At 66.0% G+C, this 23,338-nt stretch carries 21 protein-coding genes; 8 read left to right on the forward strand and 13 right to left on the reverse strand.

Going from position 1 to position 23,338, the window contains the following annotated elements; genetic code table 11:
• The first annotated feature begins 12 nt into the window (after positions 1–12).
• From aroC to WJU17_RS08345, 3 genes are read left to right on the forward strand one after another with little or no spacing between them, the layout of a single operon-like run.
• The gene (gene aroC, locus WJU17_RS08335; RefSeq protein ID WP_346326860.1) at positions 13–1,086 is read left to right on the forward strand and encodes a chorismate synthase; all 1,074 of its coding nucleotides are present in this window, start codon (positions 13–15) and stop codon (positions 1,084–1,086) included.
• A 58-nt stretch (positions 1,087–1,144) separates the two neighbouring features.
• The gene (locus WJU17_RS08340; protein ID WP_346326861.1) at positions 1,145–1,543 is read left to right on the forward strand and encodes a hypothetical protein; all 399 of its coding nucleotides are present in this window, start codon (positions 1,145–1,147) and stop codon (positions 1,541–1,543) included.
• A gap of 59 nt (positions 1,544–1,602) precedes the next feature.
• A complete protein-coding gene (locus tag WJU17_RS08345; RefSeq protein WP_346326862.1) occupies positions 1,603–1,950 on the forward strand; it encodes a hypothetical protein in 348 nt (115 codons plus the stop codon).
• Positions 1,951–1,954: 4 nt separating this feature from the next.
• Here WJU17_RS08345 and WJU17_RS08350 read toward each other — a convergent pair whose 3' ends face one another.
• From WJU17_RS08350 to WJU17_RS08390, 9 genes are read right to left on the reverse strand one after another with little or no spacing between them, the layout of a single operon-like run.
• On the reverse strand, positions 1,955–3,226 hold the full coding sequence (locus WJU17_RS08350; RefSeq protein ID WP_346326863.1) for a hypothetical protein: 1,272 nt from the start codon (positions 3,224–3,226) through the stop codon (positions 1,955–1,957).
• Positions 3,227–3,230: 4 nt separating this feature from the next.
• Positions 3,231–4,574, reverse strand: coding sequence for a hypothetical protein (locus tag WJU17_RS08355; RefSeq protein ID WP_346326864.1), 1,344 nt, complete (start codon positions 4,572–4,574; stop codon positions 3,231–3,233).
• Complete coding sequence (locus tag WJU17_RS08360; RefSeq protein ID WP_346326865.1) at positions 4,571–5,497, reverse strand: ABC transporter ATP-binding protein; 927 nt, start codon at positions 5,495–5,497, stop codon at positions 4,571–4,573. The genes WJU17_RS08355 and WJU17_RS08360 overlap by 4 nt, the downstream gene beginning before the upstream one ends.
• 33 nt (positions 5,498–5,530) lie before the next feature.
• Positions 5,531–6,271 (reverse strand): TlyA family RNA methyltransferase, encoded by a 741-nt coding sequence (locus WJU17_RS08365; RefSeq protein ID WP_346326866.1) that lies wholly within the window; start codon positions 6,269–6,271, stop codon positions 5,531–5,533.
• A gap of 9 nt (positions 6,272–6,280) precedes the next feature.
• Entirely contained in the window at positions 6,281–8,206 is a 1,926-nt protein-coding gene (gene dxs / locus WJU17_RS08370; protein WP_346326867.1) for a 1-deoxy-D-xylulose-5-phosphate synthase, read from the reverse strand.
• A 14-nt stretch (positions 8,207–8,220) separates the two neighbouring features.
• Positions 8,221–9,087, reverse strand: a complete 867-nt coding sequence (locus WJU17_RS08375; protein WP_346327419.1) for a polyprenyl synthetase family protein — start codon at positions 9,085–9,087, stop codon at positions 8,221–8,223.
• A 56-nt stretch (positions 9,088–9,143) separates the two neighbouring features.
• Entirely contained in the window at positions 9,144–9,398 is a 255-nt protein-coding gene (locus WJU17_RS08380) for an exodeoxyribonuclease VII small subunit (RefSeq protein WP_346326868.1), read from the reverse strand.
• Positions 9,399–9,431: 33 nt separating this feature from the next.
• On the reverse strand, positions 9,432–10,370 hold the full coding sequence (locus tag WJU17_RS08385) for a histone deacetylase family protein (protein ID WP_346326869.1): 939 nt from the start codon (positions 10,368–10,370) through the stop codon (positions 9,432–9,434).
• 24 nt (positions 10,371–10,394) lie between these two features.
• Entirely contained in the window at positions 10,395–12,107 is a 1,713-nt protein-coding gene (locus WJU17_RS08390; RefSeq protein ID WP_346326870.1) for a long-chain fatty acid--CoA ligase, read from the reverse strand.
• 300 nt (positions 12,108–12,407) lie between these two features.
• Here WJU17_RS08390 and rnk point away from each other — a divergent pair, with 300 nt between their 5' ends.
• Positions 12,408–12,788: a nucleoside diphosphate kinase regulator gene (rnk, locus tag WJU17_RS08395; protein ID WP_346326871.1), complete on the forward strand. Its 381-nt coding sequence runs from the start codon at positions 12,408–12,410 to the stop codon at positions 12,786–12,788.
• A 17-nt stretch (positions 12,789–12,805) separates the two neighbouring features.
• On the opposite strand, the gene WJU17_RS08400 is transcribed toward rnk, so the two are convergent.
• A complete protein-coding gene (locus WJU17_RS08400; protein ID WP_346326872.1) occupies positions 12,806–13,906 on the reverse strand; it encodes an MBL fold metallo-hydrolase in 1,101 nt (366 codons plus the stop codon).
• Between the two features lie 95 nt (positions 13,907–14,001).
• Between WJU17_RS08400 and WJU17_RS08405 the strand changes: the two genes are divergently transcribed.
• From WJU17_RS08405 to WJU17_RS08420, 4 genes are all read left to right on the forward strand, one after another.
• Positions 14,002–14,970 carry an L-threonylcarbamoyladenylate synthase gene (locus WJU17_RS08405; protein WP_346327420.1) on the forward strand — a complete coding sequence of 323 codons (969 nt, stop codon included), beginning with the start codon at positions 14,002–14,004 and terminating at the stop codon, positions 14,968–14,970.
• Positions 14,967–16,394 (forward strand): FAD-binding oxidoreductase, encoded by a 1,428-nt coding sequence (locus WJU17_RS08410; RefSeq protein ID WP_346326873.1) that lies wholly within the window; start codon positions 14,967–14,969, stop codon positions 16,392–16,394. The genes WJU17_RS08405 and WJU17_RS08410 overlap by 4 nt, the downstream gene beginning before the upstream one ends.
• 90 nt (positions 16,395–16,484) lie before the next feature.
• Positions 16,485–18,239: a DUF945 family protein gene (locus WJU17_RS08415; protein ID WP_346326874.1), complete on the forward strand. Its 1,755-nt coding sequence runs from the start codon at positions 16,485–16,487 to the stop codon at positions 18,237–18,239.
• Entirely contained in the window at positions 18,239–18,361 is a 123-nt protein-coding gene (locus tag WJU17_RS08420) for a hypothetical protein (RefSeq protein ID WP_346326875.1), read from the forward strand. Before WJU17_RS08415 ends, WJU17_RS08420 begins: the two co-directional genes overlap by 1 nt.
• Positions 18,362–18,367: 6 nt before the next feature.
• Here WJU17_RS08420 and WJU17_RS08425 read toward each other — a convergent pair whose 3' ends face one another.
• From WJU17_RS08425 to WJU17_RS08435, 3 genes are read right to left on the reverse strand one after another with little or no spacing between them, the layout of a single operon-like run.
• A complete protein-coding gene (locus WJU17_RS08425; protein ID WP_346326876.1) occupies positions 18,368–19,756 on the reverse strand; it encodes an efflux transporter outer membrane subunit in 1,389 nt (462 codons plus the stop codon).
• Positions 19,757–19,778: 22 nt separating this feature from the next.
• Positions 19,779–21,734: a MacB family efflux pump subunit gene (locus tag WJU17_RS08430; RefSeq protein ID WP_346326877.1), complete on the reverse strand. Its 1,956-nt coding sequence runs from the start codon at positions 21,732–21,734 to the stop codon at positions 19,779–19,781.
• Positions 21,731–23,104 (reverse strand): efflux RND transporter periplasmic adaptor subunit, encoded by a 1,374-nt coding sequence (locus tag WJU17_RS08435; protein ID WP_346326878.1) that lies wholly within the window; start codon positions 23,102–23,104, stop codon positions 21,731–21,733. The genes WJU17_RS08430 and WJU17_RS08435 overlap by 4 nt, the downstream gene beginning before the upstream one ends.
• Between the last annotated feature and the right edge of the window lie 234 nt (positions 23,105–23,338).

The raw sequence follows: 23,338 nt of genomic DNA on the forward strand, positions 1-23,338 counted from the left end.
CCGGTAGCACCCATGTCGCACAACACATTCGGTCATCTGTTCCGGGTCACGACCTGGGGCGAAAGTCATGGTCCGGCCATCGGCTGCGTCGTCGATGGCGCGCCGCCGCTGCTGCCTCTGGACGAGGCGTTCATTCAGGGCTTCCTGGACAAGCGCAAGCCCGGCCAGTCGCGCTTCACCACGCAACGGCGCGAGCCGGACGCGGTGAAGATCCTCTCGGGCGTGTTCGAGGGCAGGACCACCGGCACGCCGATCCAGCTGATGATCGAGAACGTGGACCAGCGCTCGAAGGACTATGGCGACATCGTCAGCAAGTTCCGGCCCGGTCACGCCGACTACACCTACATGGCCAAGTACGGCATCCGTGACTATCGCGGCGGCGGACGCTCCTCGGCGCGCGAGACCGCGTCCCGGGTCGCGGCCGGCGCCGTGGCGCGGCGCATTCTGGGCGAGGACGTGGTCATCCGCGGCGCGCTGGTGCGCATCGGGGAACATGCCGTCGATCCGTCGGACTGGGACTGGAGCGAAACCGGCAACAACCCGTTCTGGTCACCCAGCGCCCGTACGGCCACGGTCTGGGAAGACTATCTGGACGGCATTCGCAAGGCCGGCAGTTCGGTCGGCGCCGTGATCGAGGTCCATGCCTCGGGCATCCCGGCAGGCTGGGGCGCGCCGCTCTATGGCAAGCTGGATGCTGATCTCGCCGCCGCGATGATGAGCATCAACGCGGTGAAAGGCGTCGAGATCGGCAGTGGTTTCGAGGCCGCGACGCTTACCGGAGAAGCCAACGCGGACGAAATGCGTGCCGGCAATGACGGCGTGCCGCGTTTCCTCTCCAACAAGGCAGGCGGCGTGCTGGGCGGCATTTCCACCGGGCAGGACGTGGTCGTGCGCTTCGCGGTCAAACCGACATCGTCCATCCTGTCGCCGCGTCAGACGGTGACCGTCACCGGCGAGGAGACGGACATCGTCACCAAGGGCCGCCACGATCCGTGCGTGGGCATCCGCGCCGTTCCCGTGGGCGAGGCCATGATGGCCTGTGTCCTGGCCGATCACCTGCTGCGCCACCGCGCGCAGGTCGGATAGCATTGCAGCATTCGCGGCCTACATCAGGTAGCATCGTCGCCTCATCAGGGGGATATTCATGAAACTGCTTCCGGCCGCCGCGCTTTGCATGGGCATTTTAGGAACCGTCGCGGCTGCATCGGCCCAGGACCAGCCCAGCGATGGCCCGGGTCAGCCGAACCTGATGCAAAAGCCCATCGACGAGACTTTCCAGCAACCGATTCCGCCGACCGCCGACGCGCCCACGGTCCAGGACTGGGGCGGACTGCGCCCGGATTACGGCCGCGAGGAAACCTACTACTTCTGCAGTCCGTGCCATTCGGACGCGCGTATCCGCCAGGCACGCAAGACGCGCGGGGAATGGTCAGCCACCATCGACCGGATCCTGAAACAGTATCCCTACGAGCCGCTCGAGGCGCAGGAGCGCGAGGTGATCCTGGATTACCTCGCGAAGCAATACGGTCCCCAAGTGCCGTGAACCATATGGCTGCCGCCAGCGTTTTCCATTAGCATGCGGGCAGCCAAGGGGATGATCCGATGAAAACGCTGTTACTGGGCGCGGTGTTGGTGGGTCTGTTGTCGGGGGGCGCGGTCGCGCAGACCATCGATGATCAGTACCAGAGCCCGATCCCCGAGGAACGCACCTTCCTGCGCAATAACGACAAGTACGAAGGTCTCGTGGCCGACGTCGGGCGCGAGGAAACCTTCCACACCTTCAAGGGCTGCTTCAAGATCGGCTGGATCAAGCGCCAGAAACTCACCCGCACCGAGTGGGACCTGGCGGTGGACCAGATGGCCAAGGATTGCCGCATGGAACCGCTGGAGGCCGAGGAAAAGGACATCATCGTCGAGTATCTGGCCAAGAATTACGGCCGTCGCCGCTGAACCTTCACGTCCTTAGGAAGACCGCCGCAAGTTCCACATGCGCCGACCAGCGAAACTGGTCGATCGGCGTGACCTGTTCAAGCCGGTAACCCCCGTCCACCAGGATCCGCGCATCGCGGGCGAAGGTCGCGGGATTACACGAGAACGCCGCGATCACCTTGACGCCGGACGCGGCGAGCGTTTCGGTCTGGGCTTTCGCGCCCGCGCGCGGCGGATCGATCACCACCGCGTCGAATGGCTTCAATTCCTTGATCGTGAGCGGCTCGCGAAACAGGTCGCGGCGCGCCAGCGTGACCGGATGCAGGCCCGTCGCACGGTTGAGACCACGCCGACACGCCTCGATCATCTCGGCCGACGATTCGAAGGCCGAAATGGCGGCCCGGTCGGCAAGGCCCGCGGTAAAGGTGCCACAGCCGGCGAATAGGTCGGCGATGCGCCGCGCCTTCGACGTGGCCTCGCGTGCCAGCGCAATCATCCAGGCTTCGCTCTCCTGGGTCGCCTGCAGGAAGGCGCCGGGCGGCACCGGCACCCCCACCGACGCGAAATCCACGATCGGCTGACGGCGCATGGCGATGAGTTCGGGACCGTCCTTCGACTCCCACGTCAGACGCGCCAGATCCTGGGCCTCGGCGAATTCGGACAGACGCTGCAGGCCGCGCAGATTGGGCCGCCGCTCGGCGGTGACCATCATGTCGATTCCGGTTGTTGTCGCGGTGAGGACGATATGGAACACGTCCTTGGCGCCGAGCAGGCTGGCGAGGAGGTTCCGTAGCGGCGGCAACAGGCGCTCCAGAGCGGGCACGATCACCGGGCAGGCCGCGACATCCACCATGCGGTGGCTGCCTCGTTCCAGGTAGCCCAGCAGCACCCGTTCACCCGCCTTGCGCGCGGTCAGCCTTGTGCGCCGCCGTGCGCCGGCCGGCGCGATCAGCGGCGCGGCGACCGGAACGTCCCCCAGCCCATGATGAGCCAGCGCCCGGGCGATCTGATCCCGTTTGAATTCGGCGTACGGGGCCTCCGAAACATGCTGCAGCGCGCAGCCGCCGCAGACGCCGAAGTGAACGCAGGCCGCGTCCTGGCGCCCCGGGCCCGGCTCGATCAGGTCGATGACGGTCGCGGAGACACCCTCGCCGCGCTTCTCGCCCGGTAGCACGCGGACCAGATCACCGGGCACCGTATAGGGGACATAGACCCGATCCTCGCCGATGGTGGCGATACCGTCTCCCTGGGCGCCCAGTACGCCGATGCGCACGTCGATGGTCGTGGGTCCGGGCACGATGTCAGGCGTTCGCGAGCACGAAACGGGCGCGCCAGCGGCGGACCAGCAACAGGATGACGAAGCCGACCTGGGCCAGACCCGCGCAGATCACGCTCACCGGATGGCCGGGCGCGAACGGAATGAACAGGAACATGGTGTCGGGGTCGAATTCGGTGAAGCCAGGGCCGACCCAGTACAGCAATCCCAGAACAATGAGCGTGATCAGATTGGCGCGGGCCGGACTGGGCGAGAGCCAGAAATAAAGGTTGATGCCGATATCCCGCAACATGAACAGCAGGCCGCCGATCACCGCCGCCCAGACCGTCACTCCGCCCATGGCGCCGCCGCCACCGACCAGCAGCAGCAGGATGGCGAGAACGGCCGTGATCGCGAAGGACACGAACCATGTGGGCGTATGGGCCGCGAACGTACTCCAGTCCCGCGCCCTCGCCAGCCGGATCAGGCGGCGGAAAACCACCGGATCCTTGTCGTCCCAGAACAGCGAGGCATAGGTCAGCACGGCCGCGACGCCGGTCGCGACCACCAGCCGCGCGGCAAGGTCGGGACGCATCACGTCACCGATGATGGTCGGTTCGGCGGGTTCGAAACCGGCGATGTAGAAGCAGGTGAACAACACGAAGATGGGCCAGGTCCAAGGCCGCGTCCTGTAGGACAGCTCCCGCATCATCAGCCGCTGCGCGCCGAGCAGCGCCCAGCCGAGATAAAGCGCCAGCGAGACCGTCGCCACGGTCGTCGACGGAAAGGTAAGACCATACCAGCCGACAACAGGGGCCAGCTTGAGCGCGTCAAGCCATTCGAGCAGGCCGCCCGGCAGAAAGCTGCCGCTGGAAATGATCACGAGACCGGTCAGGATGCCCAGCATCTGGCTCATCAGCGTGCCGCTGCGGGTTCTGTGGCCGCGCAGGCGCACGGCCTGGAGACCCAGCAGGAAGGCGACCGCCTGTCCCATCAGCGCCCCGGCTGCCAGATAGAGCGTGACGTGCACCATGGCGACGACGCCATGGTCTGGCACCAGCGCGACGAAGCGCACGCCGAGGCAGATCAGCGCGCCATACCAGCTGAACAGCGTCGCGCCCACCAGCTTGCCCCAGGTGAGTTGCCACGCCGACAGGGTCGACAGCCGCTGCCAGTCCCAGGTGCTGTCGGCGACTTCGCTCGCCACGGCGTCGGCCGCCTGGCGGGTGCCCCAGAACACGGTGAAGACGATGAACAGGAAGCCCGCCGTCTCGGTCACGCCGTCGAACGAGGACGGCACCCAGAGAATGACACCGAGGATCAGCGGCATGGCGATCACACGCCGCCAGGTCAGTTCGTGCCAAACGTTGCGCAGCAGTTCCGGATTCATCGGCCTGCCTCCAGCCCGTCGACAAAGGACAGATAGGATTCCTGCAGACGCTCGCGGTGTTCGGCGAATTCGATGACCGGCAAGTCCGCGCCCACCAGCGCCGCCAGAACAGCGCGGCGCGCGTCGGGATCGACCGCGACGGTAATGATGGCCTCGGTCTCCTCGCATGAATCGATGGCGACACCGGGCGTCCGTGACAACGCCTCACGCAGGGCGGGAGCGGGCCGCGCCAGTTCGACGCGGATACGGATCGTCGGCGACGTCTCCTGCACGCCGATGGCCGAATGCTGCATCAGCTTGCCGTCACGGATGAACAGCACCTCGGTGGCGTAGTCTTCCAGCTCGGAAAGAATGTGCGACGACACCAGCAGCGTCATGCCCTGGTCGCGCAAGGTGCGAAACAACAGCGACAGCGAATGGCGCGCTTCGGGGTCGAGGCCGGAGGCCGGCTCGTCGAGCAGCAGCACGGTCGGATCGTGGATCATCGCCTGAGCAATGCCGAGGCGCTGGCGCAATCCGCGCGACAGGGTGCCGGAGGTCGCCGACATGCGGTCGGACAGACCGACGCGGGCCGCGGCGCGGGACACGGCGGCGCCGACCTTGGCGGTGTCGACGCCATTGGCCATGGCGGCATGGCGCAGGCAGCGCTCGACGGTCAGGTCGCCATAGACGCCGAAGAAATCCGATAGATAGCCGATGCGTTTGTGGACCTCGCGCGGGTGATCGGCGGTGTCGACGCCATCGACGGCGATGCTGCCCGAATAGGGCCGGTCCAGCGCCGCGAGACAGCGCAGCAGCGTGGTCTTGCCGGCGCCATTGGGGCCAATGAGGGCCGCGATGGCGCCTTCGCCGATGGAGAAGCTGACGTCCGAAAGGGCCCGCAAATTCGGGTATTCATAGGTAACGGCGTTGGCGACGATCATTGAGTTCCCGGGTCCTTGAAGGCGCACACTCTATCAGGCGCCGCGACGGGCCGCGATGAGGAACTCCTTGTTGCCTTCCGGTCCGGTAATGGGGCTTTCGGCGATCCCCAGCACCTGCCAGCCCGGCACGCCGTCCAGCCAATCGTGGATGCGCGCGCAGACCTCCTCGTGCAGCGCCGGGTCGCGCACGACGCCGCCCTTGCCCACCTGGCCCTTGCCGACCTCGAACTGCGGCTTGATGAGCGCGACCAGGATGGCGCCGGGCGCGGCCAGCGCCATGGGCGCGGGCAGCACGGTCTGCAGCCCGATGAAACTGGCGTCGCAGACCACCGCATCGACAGGCTCGGGAATTTCCGTAGTGGTCAGGTGCCGGGCATTGGTTTTCTCCAGCACGACCACGCGCGGGTCCTGCCGCAGCGACCAGGCCAGTTGTCCATGACCGACATCGACCGCATAAACCCGCGACGCGCCGGCCTGCAGCGCCACGTCGGTGAAGCCGCCCGTGCTCGCACCGACATCGAGCACGGTCTTGCCCGCGAGATCGATCTCGAACTTCCTGATGGCATGATCCAGCTTCAACCCGCCGCGGCTGACCCAGGGATGATCGCGCCCCTTCACCTCGAGCGGCGCGTCCTCGGCCAGGGTCTGGCCTGCCTTTGAAATCCGTTCGGTGCCCGTATAGACCGCGCCGGCCATGATCAGCGCCTGCGCCCGGCTGCGGCTCTCGACAAGCCCCCGGTCCACCAGCATCACATCAACGCGGATTTTGGGCACGGGCCGGGATCAGGCGATTTCCTGCCGCAGGGTGCTGGCGATCGCCGCCGTATCCATGCCCAGTGCCGCGAGCGCCTTCTCGACGATCTGCTGCGCGTTGAGACCGGCGACGGCGTACATGACCTCGGGCTTGTCCTGGTCGATGAAGATATCGGGCAGGAACAGCGAGCGCACCTTCAGGCCGCGATCAAGACGGCCATCCTCGGCAAGAAACTGCATGACGTGCGAGCCGAAGCCACCGATGGCGCCTTCCTCGATGGTCAGCAGCACCTCGTGCTCCTTGGCGAGGCGGCGGATCAGATCGTGATCGAGCGGCTTGGCGAAGCGGGCGTCCGCGACCGTCGTCGAGAAACCGCGCGCGCCCAGCATGTCGGCGGCGAGCAGGCATTCCTGCAGCCGGGTCCCGAACGACAGCAGCGCGATGGAGGTGCCTTCGCGCATGACGCGGCCCTTGCCGATCTCGAGCGGAATGCCCCGTTCCGGCATCTCGACACCGACGCCCTCGCCGCGCGGATAGCGGAACGAAGAGGGCCGGTCATCAATGGCGGCGGCGGTCGCCACCATGTGCACCAGTTCCGCCTCGTCGGCGGCGGCCATGACCACGAAACCGGGCAGCGTCGCCAGATAGGTGACGTCGAACGACCCGGCATGGGTCGGACCATCCGCGCCCACCAGGCCGGCACGGTCGATGGCGAAACGGACCGGCAGCGACTGGATCGCCACGTCGTGGACCACCTGGTCGTAAGCCCGCTGCAGGAAGGTCGAATAGATCGCCGCGAAGGGCCTGAACCCTTCGGACGCCAGGCCCGCCGCGAAGGTCACGCCGTGCTGTTCGGCGATGCCCACATCGAAGCAGCGTTCCGGAAAGCGTTCGGCGAACAGGTCGAGGCCGGTGCCGGACGGCATGGCCGCGCTGATGGCGACGATTTTGTCGTCCTGTTCGGCCTGCTTGATCAGGGCATCGGCGAAGACGCGCGTGTAGCTCGGCGCGTTGGCCTTGGCCTTGACCTGGGTGCCGGTCACCACGTCGAATTTGGAGACGCCATGATACTTGTCGGCGGCCGCTTCGGCGGGCGGATAGCCCTTGCCCTTCTGGGTCACCACATGGACCAGCACCGGCCCGTCGATCTCGTCGCGGACGTTCTTCAGCACCGGCAGGAGGTGGTCGATGTTATGACCGTCGATGGGGCCGATATAGTAGAAGCCCAGCTCCTCGAACAGGGTGCCGCCCGTGGCCATGCCGCGGGCATACTCCTCGACCTGCTTGGCACGGCGCTCGATGGATTTGGGGAACTTGCTGGCGATCTGCTTGGCGACCTCGCGGAAGCCCAGATACTGGCGCGACGACAGCAATCGCGCCAGATAGGCGCTCATGGCGCCAACGGGCGGCGCGATCGACATGTCGTTGTCGTTCAGGATGACGATCAGCCGCGCGTCCATGGAGCCGGCGTTGTTCAGGGCCTCATAGGCCATGCCCGCGCTCATCGATCCGTCGCCGATCACCGCGATGACGTTGTTGTCGCCGCCCGACAGGTCGCGCGCCACGGCCATGCCGAGACCGGCGGAAATGGATGTCGAGCTGTGCGCGGCGCCAAACGGATCGTACTCGCTCTCGGCTCGCTTCGTGAAGCCCGAGAGGCCGCCGCCGGAGCGCAGCGTATGCATCCGGTCACGGCGACCGGTCAGGATCTTGTGCGGATAGCACTGATGTCCCACGTCCCAGATCAGGCGATCACGCGGGGTATCGAACACATAGTGAAGCACCGTCGTCAGCTCGACCACGCCGAGTCCGGCGCCGAGATGGCCGCCGGTCCGGGAGACCGTGTCGATGGTCGCGATGCGCAATTCGTCGGCGACCTGCCTGACCTGCTTGGGTTGCAGTTTCCGCAGGTCTTCCGGGGTGTTGATGGTGTCCAGAAGCGGTGTCTGACTCATCGACAAGCCACCTTTCAGTTCCGGCGATTGATGACGAAATGCGGCAGCAGTCGGAGCAGTTCGGCTTTCTCGTCGAACATGTCCAGATGCACGCCCGCCTGATCGGCCAGCATCCGCGCCTGGGTGCGGGCGCGGTCCACGCCCAGCAACGAGACGAAAGTCGCCTTGCCCCCGTCACTGTCCTTGCCGACCGCCTTGCCCATCTCCTCGGCGCTGCCCTCGACATCGAGAAGATCATCGACGATCTGGAAGGCAAGCCCGAGGTCGTGGGCATAGTTCTGCAGGGCCTGGCGCTGTTCCTTGGTGGCACGGCCCATTATGGCACCCGCGTCCACGGCGAAGCGGATCAGCGCGCCGGTCTTCATCTGCTGCAAGCGGGTGACCGCCCCGATATCCAGTTCCTCGGTTTCGGCCAGCAGATCGATCATCTGACCACCGACCATGCCGTGCGCTCCCGATTCACGGGCCATGGCATGCACCAGTTCGGCCCGCACCAGCGGATCGTGATGAGTGCGCGGGTCGGAGACGATCTCGAACGCGTAGGTCAGCAGCGCGTCGCCCGCCAGCACGGCGGTCGCCTCGTCGAACTTCCTGTGCGTGGTCGGCATGCCGCGGCGCAGATCGTCGTCGTCCATGCAGGGCAGGTCGTCATGGACCAGCGAGTAGGTGTGGATGCACTCCAGCGCGCAGGCGACCCGCGTCGACCGGTCCGTCGGCACGTCGAACAGCGCGCCGCTGGCCAGCACGAGGAACGGGCGCAGCCGCTTGCCACCTGCCAGCGTCGCATACCGCATCGCCTCCATCAGGCGGCCTTCCGTGCCCTCGACGGGCGGCAGAATATTTTCGAGCGCACTGTCGATGGCCTCGGCGACCTTGCCCATCTCCGCCTGCAGCACCGCGATATCCGGCGTCTTGTTCAAATTCGTTCTCACCCTGATTATCCGATATCCGCGGGTTGCGCGGCGATGCCGTCCCCGGAAACGACCACTTTCTCGATCCGCGCCTGCGCATCGGCCAGCTTGGCGGCGCAATGCTGGCGCAACTGGGCGCCGCGCGTGTACATTTCGATGGATTCCTCCAGCCCGACGCGTCCGCCCTCGAGCTTCTGGACCACGGTCTCCAGCTCGAGCAGGGCTTGTTCAAACGTCATGCCGGTAATGTCGTCGGGCAGTGTGGTGTGCGTATCCGCCATCAGGTTTCCTTATGTGCCCGCGCGCATCGGCCTTCAGGCGTGCCGCATAAGTGCGCGTACATGCCCGGCGGCGCTGGCCGCCAGGTCTTTCAGGTTATAGCCTCCTTCCAAAGTAGAGACGACACGGCCTTCGCACAAGCTTTCCGCAGCCTTACAAAACAGATCGGTGGCCCATTCGAAGTCGGCCTCGTCCAGGTTCAAGCCCGCGAGCGGATCGTTTCGGTGACCGTCGAAGCCCGCGGAAATCATGAGGAGATCAGGACTGAATGCCTCCAGCGCGGGAAGGATGTCGGCCTCGAGGGCATGCCGGAACGCACTGCCGCCGCTGCCGTCCGCCAGCGGCACGTTGACGATGTTGCCGACGCCGGTTTCGCTGGCGCGTCCCGTTCCGGGATAGAGCGGCCACTGATGGGTCGATGCGTAGAACAGGTCGGCATCGGCCTCGAAAAGCTCCTGCGTCCCATTACCGTGATGGACGTCGAAATCGATCACCGCGATGCGGCGCAGGCCGTGCACGGCCCGCGCCTCCAGCGCGCCGATCACCACGTTGTTGAACAGGCAAAATCCCATGGGCCGGCGCGATTCAGCGTGATGTCCGGGCGGCCGCACGGCGCAGAACGCGTTACGCGCCTCGCCGAGCGCCACGGCGCCGACGGCGTGACACACCGCGCCCGCCGCGCGGCGGGCGGCCAGATACGAGCCGGGCGACACGATGGTGTCGGCATCGATATGGCAATATCCCTCCTGGGCCGACTGATCGACCGCCGCGGCCACGAGCTGCAGCACCTGGCGCGGATGCGCCCGCAGCAGCTGCTCGTCCGTCGCGACCGGCGCCTCGGCCCGCGCCAGATCCCTGAACGCATCCTCATCCAGCGCGCGCATGACAGCCCGCAGCCGATCCGGCGATTCCGGATGGCCGGGCGCCGGATCGTGGTAAAGGCAGTCGGGATGAGTCACCAGAAGCGTCGTCATGCATGTTCCTTGCAGGCGGAAAACTTAGCGGGCTGACGCCCGCCGGGCCTTTTCCTCGGCCACCAGCTCCTTCTTCGACAACTTGCCGACCGCGGTTTTGGGCAGTTCCTTGCGGAACTCGATCTCGCGGGGCAACTCATGCTTGCCCAGTTCGCCCCGCAGGAACTCCGTCAGCTTTTCCGCATCGAGGCTGTGATCACCGTCCTTGAGGACCACGAAGGCCTTCGGCACCTCGCCATGATAGTCCTCGGGCACGCCGATGACGGTCACCTCCTTGACGGCGGGATGCTTCATGATCGCCTCTTCCACATAGCGCGGGAACACGTTGAAACCGCCGACCAGGATCATGTCCTTCATCCGGTCGATGATGAAGGTATAGCCGTCCTCGTCCATGTATCCGACATCACCCGTCCGCAGGCGGCCGGCGACGATGGTCGAGGCCGTCGCCTCCGGATTGTTCCAGTAGCCCTTCATAACCTGGGGGCCGACCACACAGATCTCTCCCACCTCGCCGCGCGGCAGTATCTTTTGCGGGTCTTCCCTGTCGACGATGACGATCTCGGTCCCCGGCAGCGGCAGGCCGATGGAGCCATCCTTGTTCACGCCTTTCTCCGGCCCGCAGGTAGCGGTCGGCGAACACTCGGTCAGACCGTAGCCCTCCAGGATCGCGACACCCGTGACCTCCTGGAAATGGCGGCGTACTTCCGCCGGGAGCGGCGCGCCGCCCGACATGCACCAGCGCAGTGACCCGAACGACTGCTTGTCGACCTTGGGATGGTTCGCCAGCGCCGTGAACATGGTCGGCACGCCGGGCAGGGAACTGGGCCGTTTGCGGATGACGTCCTTGACCACCGCATCCAGCTCGAACTTGGGATGCAGCACGATGCGGCAGCCCGTCATGGTGCCCATCACCAGGATCGTGGTCATGGCGAAGACATGGAAGAACGGCAGCGCGCCAATGGTGGTCTCGACGCCGTCCGCGAAGTCGGGAAACCAGGCCCGGTTCTGACATCCATTGATGTAGACGTTGGCGTGGGTCAGCATGGCCCCCTTGGGAACGCCGGTCGTCCCGCCCGTGTACTGCAGTACCGCCACATCCTCGACCGGATCGATGGCAACCGGATCGACGAGCCCGTCATTGTCGAGCAGGCCACTCCAGTCCAGATGCCGGTCATCCCACCGCCGTGCCGCGATGTCCTTGCGCCGGAGCAGGGAAAACAGCGTGCCCTTGACCCGCGGCATGGTATCGCTCAGCCGCGATACCACCAGCGCGCGCAGGCGGCTTTCGTCCAGCAACGCCCGCGCCTTGGGATAGAGCAGTTCGAGATCGAGCGTCACCATCACGTCGGTGTGCGAATCCTCGATCTGGTTCAGCAACTCGTGCTGCGAATAGAGCGGGCTGAAATTCACCACCGTGCCGCCGGCCTTCAGCACGCCGAAATAGGCGATCACCTGTTGGGGGCAGTTGGGGAGGTAGAGGCCGACCTTGACACCCTTGCCCACCCCCAGCTTCTGGAAGCCCTTCGCGGCTCGGTCCGCCAGCGCCAGAACCTGCGCGTAGGTGAAGTCACGGCCAAAAAAATCCAGATGGACATTGCCGGGCCACCGGCGTGCCGCCTCGTCGAGCACGGTCTGCACCGGACGCGCCTCGAAGCGCCGCTCCCACTCGATATTGGCCGGATAATGCGCGAGCCAGGGACGATCCGCCACTCTCTCGTTCCCTTGGGAAGTCAGCATGCTCTTTCCTCTCCGGCCCGGTCCAGAACAGGATTCTACCACCTTTTCATGCCCGTCTTTCAAGAGCGAGCCGATCGTCTTGCAATCCCGGCCGGATGAAACCATGTTGAGGTGATGAGCATGGCGACAGATCATAGCCGCTACAGTGCGCGGGCGGGCCAGACCAGATCCGGCACGTCTGCCCCGGTAAGCCGCGCCTGACGGCGCCGACGCGCTTCCGGGGCTAGAAGGCCTTCACATCGATCGGCGCGAACCGCGCCAGCGCCGCACGGCTACCGCGCGGCTGACGGAGCATGCATTGTGACACCCCTTCCTCCAGTAGTCCTCGGCGAGGACGACTTCGATTATTTGAGCAATCTTACCGCCGCCCGGGCGGGCGCGGCATCCGAGGCGATTGATTTCCTCGAACAGGAACTGGATCGAGCGGAAATTCTGCCACAGGAAAAACTTCCCGCGGATGTCGTGCGCATTGGATCGACCGTCGACTATCGCGATCTGGCCGCGGGCGCCGTCCGCAAGGTGATGCTGGTGTACCCGAACGAGGCGGATTCGGAAGCGGGCAAGGTATCGGTCCTGACCCCGATCGGCGCTGCCCTGATTGGGCTGAAGACCGGCCAGCACATCGGTTGGAACGCCCGAAACGGGCAACACCGGGAACTGGAAATTCTCGCGGTCGGCTGACAGGCCGACCAAGGCCTCTAGACCATCAAGGGTGCCGGGTCCGGGCTCTCGTGGGTATCGGGATGCGCCCGCTTCGACAGGGTGGGGTCGATGCTGCGGTAGCGGTATCGACCATCCTGGTCGAGCGTGCGCTCGAGCCGGCCGCGGCCCATCAGGCAATGCAGGTGAGCGATGCATTCGCCCAGCGCCAGCATGATCTGGAACGAATCCAGCGGCCTTGAGAACATCACCGGCAGCAGATCGTGCGCGGTCTGCGGCGTGACGCACTTCTCCTCGCAGGCCAGCATCCGGTCCTCGTGATGCTCCAGCAGATAGCGCAGCCGGGTATGCAGGCCATAGAACGGACGGTTGTGCGACGGCAGGACCAGCGCCGTATCAGGCAGCGACAGGAACTTGCGGTGGGAGTCCAGCCAGTAGCTGAGCGGGTCTTCCTCGGGCTCGTTAGCATTGACGCTGACGTTGGAGGTGATGCGCGGCAGGACCTGGTCGCCGGAAATCAGCACGTCGATTTCTTCGCAGTACAGGCAGACATGCTCGGGAGAATGACCGCTACCGGTGACGACGCGCCATTCGCGCCCGCCGATGGTCAGGACCTGCCCATCGATCAGACGGTGATAGCCAACGGGCATCGGCTCCACATTGCTGCTGAAGCCGCCCCAGCCGCGCGAGGCGATCTCGCTCAGGATATTTTCCGGAATGCCGCCGCGCTGATAGAACAGAATGGCTTCCGGCGGCAATTCGCGAACATTCTCGTTCGAGAACGTCCGGGCATAAAAGTACTCGGTCCGGCTCATCAGCAGCGGCGCGTTCCAGTGCCGGCACAGCCAGCCGGCCTGACCGAGATGGTCGGGATGCATGTGCGTCACGATCACCCGCGTCACCGGCTTGCCATCCAGCGCATTGGCGAAGATCTCGCGCCAGAAATTCTGCGTCTTGTCGCCGCGGATGCCGGTATCGACGATCACCCAGCCGTCCCCGTCTTCGATCAGATAGAGGTTGATGTGATCGAGCGCGAAGGGCAGCGGCATCTGCAGCCATTTGATGCCGGGCGCGACATCGCGCGCCGTGCCCGAGGGCGGCAGGTCGTCGAACGGATAGGTGAGGCTGAAGTTATCCACGTATTTACCGAGCGGTATCAAGAAGGGGGCATCCTAGAGAGGAAGGCAGGCGAAACCAACACGGAATTGATTTAGATATGAAGGCCATGGACAGCATGCCAGCAACGGAACACGCCATCTTCAAGCCCGGCGCGGCGACCACGACGCGCGCCGTCGCCCTGCTGCGCGCGGGCCTGCCGATCGGGCTGCCGACCGAGACCGTCTATGGCCTTGCCGCCGACGCCTGCGACGACAAGGCGGTGGCGCGGATCTTCGAGATGAAGGGCCGTCCCACCTTCAACCCGCTGATCATCCATACCGCCAGCGCGGAGATGGCCGAGCGCTTCGTCGATTTTCCCGAGGCCGCCCGTACGCTGGCCCGCCATTTCTGGCCCGGCCCCCTCACCCTGGTGCTGCCCCGCAAGCCGGACTGTCCCGTCTCGCTGCTCGCGTCGGCCGGGCTGGACACGCTCGCGATCCGGGTGCCCGCCCATCCGGCGGCGCGCGACATCCTGACGGCGTTCGGCGGACCGCTCGCCGCGCCCAGCGCCAACCGTTCCGGCCATGTCAGCCCGACCACCGCATGGCACGTGGTCGAGGAACTGCCCGTCGCGCTGGTGGTCGATGGCGGCGCCTGCACGGTCGGCGTCGAATCCACCATCGTCGGCTTCGAGGGAACGACACCGCTTCTGCTGCGGCCGGGCGGCGTTGCCGCCGAGGATATCGAAGCGGTGCTGGAGCAGCGCCTGGCCCGCCGCGCGGTGAACGACGCGATCAACGCGCCGGGCCAGTTGAACAGCCACTATGCCCCTAACGCGGGCGTCCGGCTGGACGCCGCGGATGTCGCGGCCGATGAAGCCCTGCTGGCCTACGGCCCCCCGTTGACCGGCGCGGCCCTCACCCTGAACCTGAGCCCGGCGGGTGATCTCGCCGAAGCGGCGGCGAACCTTTTCGCCATGCTGCGGGCATTGGACCACCCAGGCATATCGGGGATCGCCGTCATGCCGGTGCCGGAAACCGGACTGGGCCAGGCCATCAACGACCGGCTGCGCCGCGCCGCCGCGCCCCGGGAGGGCAGGACATGAGTCTCGACGGCCTCAAGCAATTGCTCGGGCCCGGCGGCTATGTGGACGATCCCGCCGAGATGGTCCCCTATCTCACGGAGTGGCGCGATCGCTGGCAGGGCGACTCTCCGCTGATCGCCCGCCCCCGCACGACGACCGATGTGGCGTCGGTGATGGCCTATTGCGCCGCGCACGGTCTGGCGGTCGTGCCGCAGGGTGGACATACCGGTCTGTGTGGAGGCGCGATGCCGCATTCGGGCGCCGGAGAGATCGTGCTCTCCCTGAGCCGGCTGAACCGGGTACGCGGGATCGACCCGCAGGGGTTCACCATGACGCTGGAGGCCGGTTGCACGCTCGCGGCGGCGCAACAGACCGCCGAACAGGCGGACCGGCTGTTCCCACTTTCCCTCGCTTCCGAGGGATCGGCCCAGATCGGCGGCGTGTTGTCCACCAATGCCGGCGGCAACGCCGTGCTGCGCTATGGCAATGCCCGCGACCTGGTGCTCGGTCTGGAGGTCGTGCTGGCCGACGGCCGCATCTGGAACGGCCTGCGCGGTCTGCGCAAGGACAATACCGGCTATGATCTGAAGCAGCTTTTCGTCGGCTCGGAAGGCACCTTGGGCATTATCACCGCCGCCGTGCTGAAACTGTTTCCCGCCGCCCGCCAGCGCGAAACCACCTTGGTCGCCGTGCCCGATGCCGACGCCGCGGTCCGCCTGCTGGGATTGGCGCGGGAACTGTCGGGCGACCGGGTGAGCAGTTTCGAGCTGATGCCCCGGATCGGACTGGAATTTGTCATCACCCACATGGACGGCCGCGACCCGATGGAGACGGCATCGCCCTGGTACGTCCTGATCGACCTGACCACCGCCGCGGCGGGCACCGATCTGGGCGAGGCCATGCAGGCGCTGCTGGAGCGTGCCCTTGAACGGGAGCTGATCACCGACGCCGTGGTCGCCGCCTCGGAAACGCAGCGCGACGCCCTGTGGCGGTTGCGCGAGAGCCTGTCTGAATCGCAGAAATACGAAGGCGGCAGCATCAAGCACGATATCTCGGTGCCCATCGCGCGCATTCCCGAATTCCTGCGGCTGGCGACCGCCGCCGTGGCGGACCGGATTCCAGGAATCCGGCCGGTGCCCTTCGGCCACATGGGCGACGGCAACATCCACTTCAACCTCAGCCAGCCCGTCGGCATGGACCGGCGCGCCTTTCTCGACCGCTGGGAAGAAATCAACGTGCTCGTGCACGATATCGCCGCCAGCCTCGATGGAAGCATCAGCGCCGAGCATGGCGTCGGCCAGCTGAAGGTCGCGGAGATCGTCCGCTACAAGACCGATGTGGAAATGGATCTGATGCGGCGCGTCAAGCAGGCGCTCGATCCCCACGGCCTGCTCAATCCCGGCAAGGTCCTGGCAGCGGCAGGGCGGAACGGTCCCGATGCGTGACCCGCGCCGGATGCCGGATTCATTGATAAGGCTGGTCAAATTCCCCGCGAGGCGGCTAAAAAGAGTCCAGGGCCTTCAGGGAGCAGACCGATGAATCGCGCCGTCGTGGGCGTTATTGCCGCCGGCGCGGTTCTGGGCGCGGCGCTGCTCGTAATGCCGGGCATCATCGGATATTCGGCCGAGAACAGCCTGCGCACCTCGCTGAAGACCATTTCCCAGCAAGGGTCCTACCGCATCGAGCTGGTGCGGTTCGAACGCGGCTGGTTCACCTCGAAGGCCGAAAGCAGACTGATCGTCGAGGGCGAATACGCGCGCACCCTGCAGCAATTGATGGGCATGGTGACCGGCGACGAGTTCGAGGTCACCTTCACCCATGATATCCGCCATGGTCCGCTGCTGCTCCACAAGATCCAGCCGGTCATCGGCATCGCCTTTGCCAAGACCGACATGCGCCTGCCCGAAGGTGTCGAGACCGTTCTGGAGAAATATCTGCGCGGCCAGCCGCTGCTGACGTTCCGCACCACCTTCGATTTCCTCGGCGGCTCGAAGACCCTGATCGACAATCCCGAATACATGGGCGAGATGGGGCCGCACACCTCGGTGGAATGGGACGGCGCGTCGGGACGCATCCTCGCCGCCAAACGGGCGTTCAGCGTCACGCTCGACATGCCGTTGTTCCGTCTCGAGACCAGCGAACGCATGACACTGCTGCGCGACATGAAGGTCACCGGCGCGCAGGAGAAATGGGGGTCGCATCTGTGGCTGGGCGAGATCGACGCACGCGCGGCCGAAGTCAGGCTCTTGCATCCCGAAGCCGGCGACGCGGTCGATATCGAGGCGCTCGGCTACCGCACGGCGGTGACCATCGACAAGGCGGACCGGCTCGACGCCAGTGTTTCGCTCGGTCTGGACGGCGGCGCGTTCGAAGGTGGGCGGCTGGGTCCGAGCAGATGGTCGCTGGAAGTCGTCGACCTGTCGGCGCCCGCGCTCGACGAGGCCTATGGGCTGTACAACAAGGTGCTGGACAAGGCGGGCACGCCCTACGAGCAGCAGATGCTGCTGGACAGCTTCCTCGACAAGTCACTGACCGGCCTGTTCGATGCCCCCGTGGCCATGAAGGCCGGCATCTCCCTGGACGTGGACAGTCCGTTCGCCCTGTATCGGGGTACGACCAGCATCGGCGTCAGCGGCAAGAACGCCGAGGTCGCCATCGCCATCGACCAGACCACCGACGCCCTCGACTACGGCGGATGGACCATGACGGACAGCCGCGGCCAGTTGCGGCTGTCGGGCCTGGACGGCCGGATGCTGGGCGAGATCTACGCCGATCTGGTGCGCTTCATCACCCTGGGAATGCCTGACTCGCAGATGGAGGAAGAAAAGGCGCTGGTGTTCAGCGAGAAGCTGCCGGCCATCATCCGGCCTGGCACCCGCCTCACTCTGGAGAACGTGACCATCAACGTCCCCGGCGGCAGCGTGACGGCGAATGGCGACCTCGGATTCACCGGAGACCAGCCACTGAACTATGCCGACATGGACGCGGTGACCCGGCGCCTCAAGGGAACCGGAACGGCGCGAATCTCGCAAGGCGCGCTGGTGTGGTACCTGACACGCGAATTGCTGCACGAACGGCAGATGGCATTGGCCGTGGAAGGACGCGAGGTCGACGAGGATACATTGCGTCTCCTGGCGCGGACCTCCGCCAACAGCCGAATCCTGGAGCTGGAACGGCAGGCTGTCATCCGGCGCGACGGCGACGGCTTCGTTATCGAAGCGGCACTCGCGGATGGCAAGGTCATGCTCAACGGCGTCCCGCGACCGGAACTGGCCCCGGCGGCGCCGTGATGTGGACCCGGTTGAAGGCGCATCTCAAGGTGCTGGGCATCGCCATCGTCTTCGGCCTGAGCGCCTATACCGCCCTCATGATTCTCCACGCGATCGGAAAGATGCTCGGCGCCCGCCTCTGAACGGCGTCATCCCGCCGCCGACCAGCCGCCCGCCATGGCCTTGAACAGGGCAATGGCTGCTTCGTAACGGGCGACCTGGGCATCGACCAGCGTATCTTCGGCACTGAACAGGTTCCGCTGCGCGTCGATCACGGCGAGAAAATCATCCGCGCCCTCCTTGTAACGAACCTGGGCAAGGCGATAAGTCTCGCGGGCCTGTACCGCCGATTCGACCAGATAGCGATACCGCACATCGGTGGTCTGCACGGCGATCAGGGCATCCTCGACCTCGGCGAAGGCGGTGATCACCGCCTGACGGTACAGCGCCACCAGTTCGCGCTGACGCGCCTTGGTCCGCTCGAGAGACCCGGTCAGCTCGCCGCCGCGAAAGATCGGCGCGGCCAGCCCGGAGGCGAGCGAGATGAAGGTCGACGTCGCGTCCGGCGAAATCGTTCCGGACAGACCGCCATTGGCCGAGAGGCTGATCGTCGGGAAGAACGCGGCACGGGCGATGCCGATATCCGCGTTGGCCGCGATCAGCGATTGCTCGGCGCTGCGCAGATCGGGGCGGCGGAGCAGCAGCTGGGACGGCTGTTCGACGGCGATGGCCGGCAGCGCCAGATTCGCCAGAGCGGTCTCGGCCACCGAGAAGCCCTGGGGCGTCCTGCCAGCGAGCAGCGCCAGCGCATGCTCGCTGGCTTTCAGCTGCTGCTCCAGCGACGGAATTTGCGCCTCGAACGATGCAATGGCGCCGCGCTGCTGCGAAACGTCGAGGCCCGAAATGGCGCCTTCGCGGTAGCGGAGCTCGACCAGATTCAGCAGGTCCCGCGCCGCCGCCAGATTCTGCCGCGCCAGGTCCAGTCGTTCACGCAGCGCGAGGATGCCGACATAGAACGTGGCCACGTCCGACTGGACGACGAGCTTGAGCGACTGGAAGTCGAAGACAGATACCTCGTAACCGGCTTTCGCGCCTGCGACCCGCGCGCGGTTCCTGCCCCACAGATCGAGCTCATAACTGGCGGCGACCGACGCCGAGTAGTTGTTGCTGCTGGCGGCGTTGCCGAAAGGCTGGTCGGTGCGGCGCGAGAGCCCGGCCGAGCCGTCGATGGCAGGGAGCAACGCCGAGCCCGCGACCTTCACCGAAGCCCGGGCCTGCTCGATCCGCTCGAGGGAGGCGGTCAGATCGTAGTTGCTGGCGAGGGCGTCTCGCATCAGGGATGACAACGCCGGATCGCCAAAGAGATCCCACCACGCCGCATCGATACCGGCCGCCTGGTCCGCCTCCGCCGCGAGGGCGGTCGGCACGGCGGTCGACCACGCCGGCGGCACGTCGCTTGTGGGGCGCTCGTAATCGGGCGTCAGCGAGCAGCCAGCCACCAGGGCGGCGATCGAAACGGCGGCGACGGGACGAAACATGATTTTCCTTACAGGCATGCCGCTACTCCGAGGACAGCGCGACGACGGGATCGAGCCGGGCTGCCTTGCGCGCGGGCAGATAGCCGAACACGAGCCCCGTCGCGACGGCGCAGGAGAAGGCGAGGATCGCCGGGCCCGGCGTGAATTGAATGGCGACATCGAACTGGCCCAGAGTGAGACCGATCGCGACGCCCAGCAGAACGCCCACCACGCCACCGATGGCGCAGACCACCAGCGCCTCGGTGTTGAACTGGACGAGGATGTCGTTCATGCGCGCGCCGGTGGCCATGCGCAGCCCGATCTCGCGGGTGCGTTCGGTCACGCTGACCAGCATGATGTTCATGACGCCGATGCCGCCAACCAGCAGCGAGATCGCCGCCACCGAGCCGAGCAGGATGGTCAGCGTCCCTTGGGTTTCCTGCACCATCTCGAGCAGAGAGGCGGTATTACGGATTTCGAACGTCTTCGACGGCTGACGCTGTTCCATCAGGGCGCCGATATCCGCCTCCACCTTGGAGATGTCGCCGGCATTCTCGACCTTGACGCTGATGGTGCTGACGCTTTGCGTGCCGAACACCCGCATGAAGCCTGTGGTCAGCGGAATCAGCGCGACATCGTCCATATCCTGGCCGAAGGACGACGCGCCCTTGGTGGCCAGCACGCCGATGACCTGGAAGGGCACGTTGCCGACCATGACATACTGGCCGATCGGGTCCTCGCCATTCGCGAACAGATTTCGCACGGCCGTGCTGCCGAGCACCGTGACCGGCGCGAAACTCTGGATATCCTCGTCGGTGAAAAACGTGCCCTCGACGATGGGCCAGTCACGGGCGACCGGGAACCCTTCCTGTGTCCCCTGCACGCGCGTCCGGTAATCCACGTTGCCGAAACGCAGGGTGGTGTTGGACTGCCGCTCGCCGACGGCGACCTGCACGCCGGGCAATTCGGCGATGGCCTCGATATCCGCAAGACCCAGCGAGGCCGAATCGTCGGACCTGGCGCCGCGGCCGCCGGCACGGACGAGCAGCAGATTGCTGCCCATGTTCTGGATGCCCTGCAGCACCTTTTGCTGCGCGCCCTCGCCGATGGCCAGCATGGTCACCACGGCGGCGACCCCGATCACCACGCCGAGCAGCGTCAGCGCCGTCCGGAACAGGTTCACCCGAAGCTGACGCAGGGCGATCTTCACCGCCTCGCCCATCTCCGAGAGCAGCCGGAACGCGCCATGGTCCACGACCGGGCGACGCGCGGCGATCTTGCCCACTGGCGCTCCGGTCTGGGTGTCGTCGACGATCTTGCCGTCCTGGATCTGGATCACCCGCTGCGCATGACTCGCCACGCTGGGATCGTGGGTGATGAGAATGACGGTGGTGCCCTCGACGTTGAGCTGCTTGAGCAACTCCAGCACTTCCGCGCCGCTACGACTGTCGAGCGCGCCCGTCGGCTCGTCGGCCAGGATCACGTCGGCGCCGTTCATCAGCGCCCGCGCGATGGAAACACGCTGCTGCTGGCCGCCCGAGAGCTGGCCAGGGCGATGCTCTGTCCTGTCGCCAAGACCCAGCCGTTCGAGCAGGCGGTGCGCTTTCTCGACCCGGTCGCGCTTGGCCACGCCCGCGTAGATGGCGGGAATCTCCACATTCTCGGTGGCCGTCGAGCCGGAGAGCAGGTTGTAGCGCTGGAAGACGAAGCCGAACGTATCCCGCCGCAGCGCGGCCAACTCATCCAGGCTGAGCGAGGCAACATCGGTGCCCGCCACCTCGTAGACGCCTTCATCCGGCCGGTCGAGGCAACCCAGTATGTTCATCAAGGTGGACTTGCCCGAACCGGACTGCCCCATGATGGCGACGAACTCACCCGGAAAGATGCTCAGGGACACGTCGTCCAGCGCCCGGATCTCGGTCTCGCCGTTCTGGTAGATCTTGCTGATGCCGTCGATCCGGATCAGCGCATCGCTCTGATCGGCGGGGGCGTAGTTCACAGCCGAGGCCCTCCCCTGAACCCGCCGCCGCCCTGACGGCCCTGACCCGGGCCGTTGGCCTGCTGGCCTGCGGCTGGCGGCAGCGGCAGGATGACCTGCTCGCCTTCCTTCAGGCCCGACAGCACCTCGGCGTCGGTGCGGTTCATCAGCCCGACCATGATGGCCCTCTCCTCGGGTCCATCCTCGCCCATGACCTTGACCACATAAGGCGTGGGATCGCCAGGCTTGCGCGGACCTTCGCCGCGTTGCCCCCTGCGGCGGCGCTCAGGAGCGGCCGAGGAACCCTCGCCGTCCACGGCGGTACTTCCACCCGGCTGGGCTTTTGCCGCCTCGCGCCGGGCACGCCGTTCGCCGCGCGCGGCGCCGTCGCCGCGTGGCTTTTCCAGCGCGGTGACCGGCACGACCAGCACGTCGCGTGCCTCTCCCTGGATAAAAAAGACCTGCGCCGTCATATCGGTCATCAGCGCGCCATCCGTGTTGTCCACGTCCAGCAGCACCTTGAACAGCACCACCTCGTTGACCACTTCCGGCGTCGGCATGATCTGGCGGACGTTAGCGACCCAGCGCCGGCTGGGATCGCCCAGCGTGGTGAAATACGCCGGAATGCCGGGAGTCAGCTTGACCACGTCGGCTTCGGAGACGTCCGCCTCGACGGTCATCTTGCTGAGATCGGCGATGCGCAGCACGATTGGCGCGGTCTGATTGGCGTTCAGGGTCTGGCCGAGATACGCCGTTTGCGACACCACCGTGCCCGAGATCGGCGCGTAAATCTTGGTATAGCCAAGCTGCGCCAGATCGCCGTCGAGAGTCGCCTGCGCCGAGGCCTGCTGCGCCACGGTCGCCGCGACCTGGGACTTGCCCACATCGACCGCCGTCTCGCTCGTCTGCAGCAGATCCTCGCTGACCGCGTTGCCTTCGAAAAGGCGCCGGTTACGCGCCGCCTGCTGCTCCGCCAGCGCCAATTGCGCGCGCTGGAGAGCGAGCTGCGCCTGAAAATTCTGGATATTGGATCGGCCCGTACGAACCCGTGATTCGAGCACGCGGGCATCGATTTCCGCCAGCAACTGGTCCTTTTCGACCGTATCCCCCACTTCGACATGGATGCGCACGAGCTGGCCGGACACCTGAGCGCCCACGTCCACGTAGTTCTGCGGCTTCAGCGATCCTAGGGAGTTGACGGTTTTCTCGATGTCGCCGCGCACCACCTCGACGGTCTGCGGCTCCGGCTCGTCCTCGCCAAAGAGGCCGGACCAATAGGCGATGGCGAGCACGAGAACCACGATGCCGGCCGCGCCGCCCCAGATCGCGGCTTTCGGCCGCCGTGCCGGCTTCTTCGCCGCCGTGCGGCCCGTAACGCCCTGTGGATCCATAGGTCTTCTCGCCTCTCGCATGAACACGCCGCCTGTTGCGGCGGACACAGGTTGAACGCACGTCGCGGCCAAAACCTTCGCGATCTTGGTCCGCTGCCTCTGAACTTCGGATGACTGGCCCGGGACGAGCGCGCTTCGAGACGCTACCCGCCGCTAAGCCGGCACGGCGTCGATGCGCGAACGCAACGATGCGTGCCGATGTTTCAGCCCCGGGAAATCACCGGAAATTTCCTT

The organism is Iodidimonas sp. SYSU 1G8 (assembly GCF_039655775.1).
Classification (GTDB): Bacteria; Pseudomonadota; Alphaproteobacteria; order SMXS01; family SMXS01; genus RI-34.

Bases quoted from the DNA above. Each gene is read 5' to 3' on its own strand.
- aroC (WP_346326860.1), top strand. From the start codon at position 13: ATGTCGCACAACACATTCGGTCATCTGTTCCGGGTCACGACCTGGGGC.
- WJU17_RS08340 (WP_346326861.1), top strand. From the start codon at position 1,145: ATGAAACTGCTTCCGGCCGCCGCGCTTTGCATGGGCATTTTAGGAACC.
- WJU17_RS08345 (WP_346326862.1), top strand. From the start codon at position 1,603: ATGAAAACGCTGTTACTGGGCGCGGTGTTGGTGGGTCTGTTGTCGGGG.
- WJU17_RS08355 (WP_346326864.1), bottom strand. From the start codon at position 4,574: ATGAATCCGGAACTGCTGCGCAACGTTTGGCACGAACTGACCTGGCGG.
- WJU17_RS08360 (WP_346326865.1), bottom strand. From the start codon at position 5,497: ATGATCGTCGCCAACGCCGTTACCTATGAATACCCGAATTTGCGGGCC.
- dxs (WP_346326867.1), bottom strand. From the start codon at position 8,206: ATGAGTCAGACACCGCTTCTGGACACCATCAACACCCCGGAAGACCTG.
- WJU17_RS08375 (WP_346327419.1), bottom strand. From the start codon at position 9,087: ATGGGCAAGGTCGCCGAGGCCATCGACAGTGCGCTCGAAAATATTCTG.
- WJU17_RS08380 (WP_346326868.1), bottom strand. From the start codon at position 9,398: ATGGCGGATACGCACACCACACTGCCCGACGACATTACCGGCATGACG.
- WJU17_RS08385 (WP_346326869.1), bottom strand. From the start codon at position 10,370: ATGACGACGCTTCTGGTGACTCATCCCGACTGCCTTTACCACGATCCG.
- WJU17_RS08390 (WP_346326870.1), bottom strand. From the start codon at position 12,107: ATGCTGACTTCCCAAGGGAACGAGAGAGTGGCGGATCGTCCCTGGCTC.
- WJU17_RS08405 (WP_346327420.1), top strand. From the start codon at position 14,002: ATGCCAGCAACGGAACACGCCATCTTCAAGCCCGGCGCGGCGACCACG.
- WJU17_RS08410 (WP_346326873.1), top strand. From the start codon at position 14,967: ATGAGTCTCGACGGCCTCAAGCAATTGCTCGGGCCCGGCGGCTATGTG.
- WJU17_RS08415 (WP_346326874.1), top strand. From the start codon at position 16,485: ATGAATCGCGCCGTCGTGGGCGTTATTGCCGCCGGCGCGGTTCTGGGC.
- WJU17_RS08420 (WP_346326875.1), top strand. From the start codon at position 18,239: ATGTGGACCCGGTTGAAGGCGCATCTCAAGGTGCTGGGCATCGCCATC.
- WJU17_RS08425 (WP_346326876.1), bottom strand. From the start codon at position 19,756: ATGTTTCGTCCCGTCGCCGCCGTTTCGATCGCCGCCCTGGTGGCTGGC.
- WJU17_RS08435 (WP_346326878.1), bottom strand. From the start codon at position 23,104: ATGGATCCACAGGGCGTTACGGGCCGCACGGCGGCGAAGAAGCCGGCA.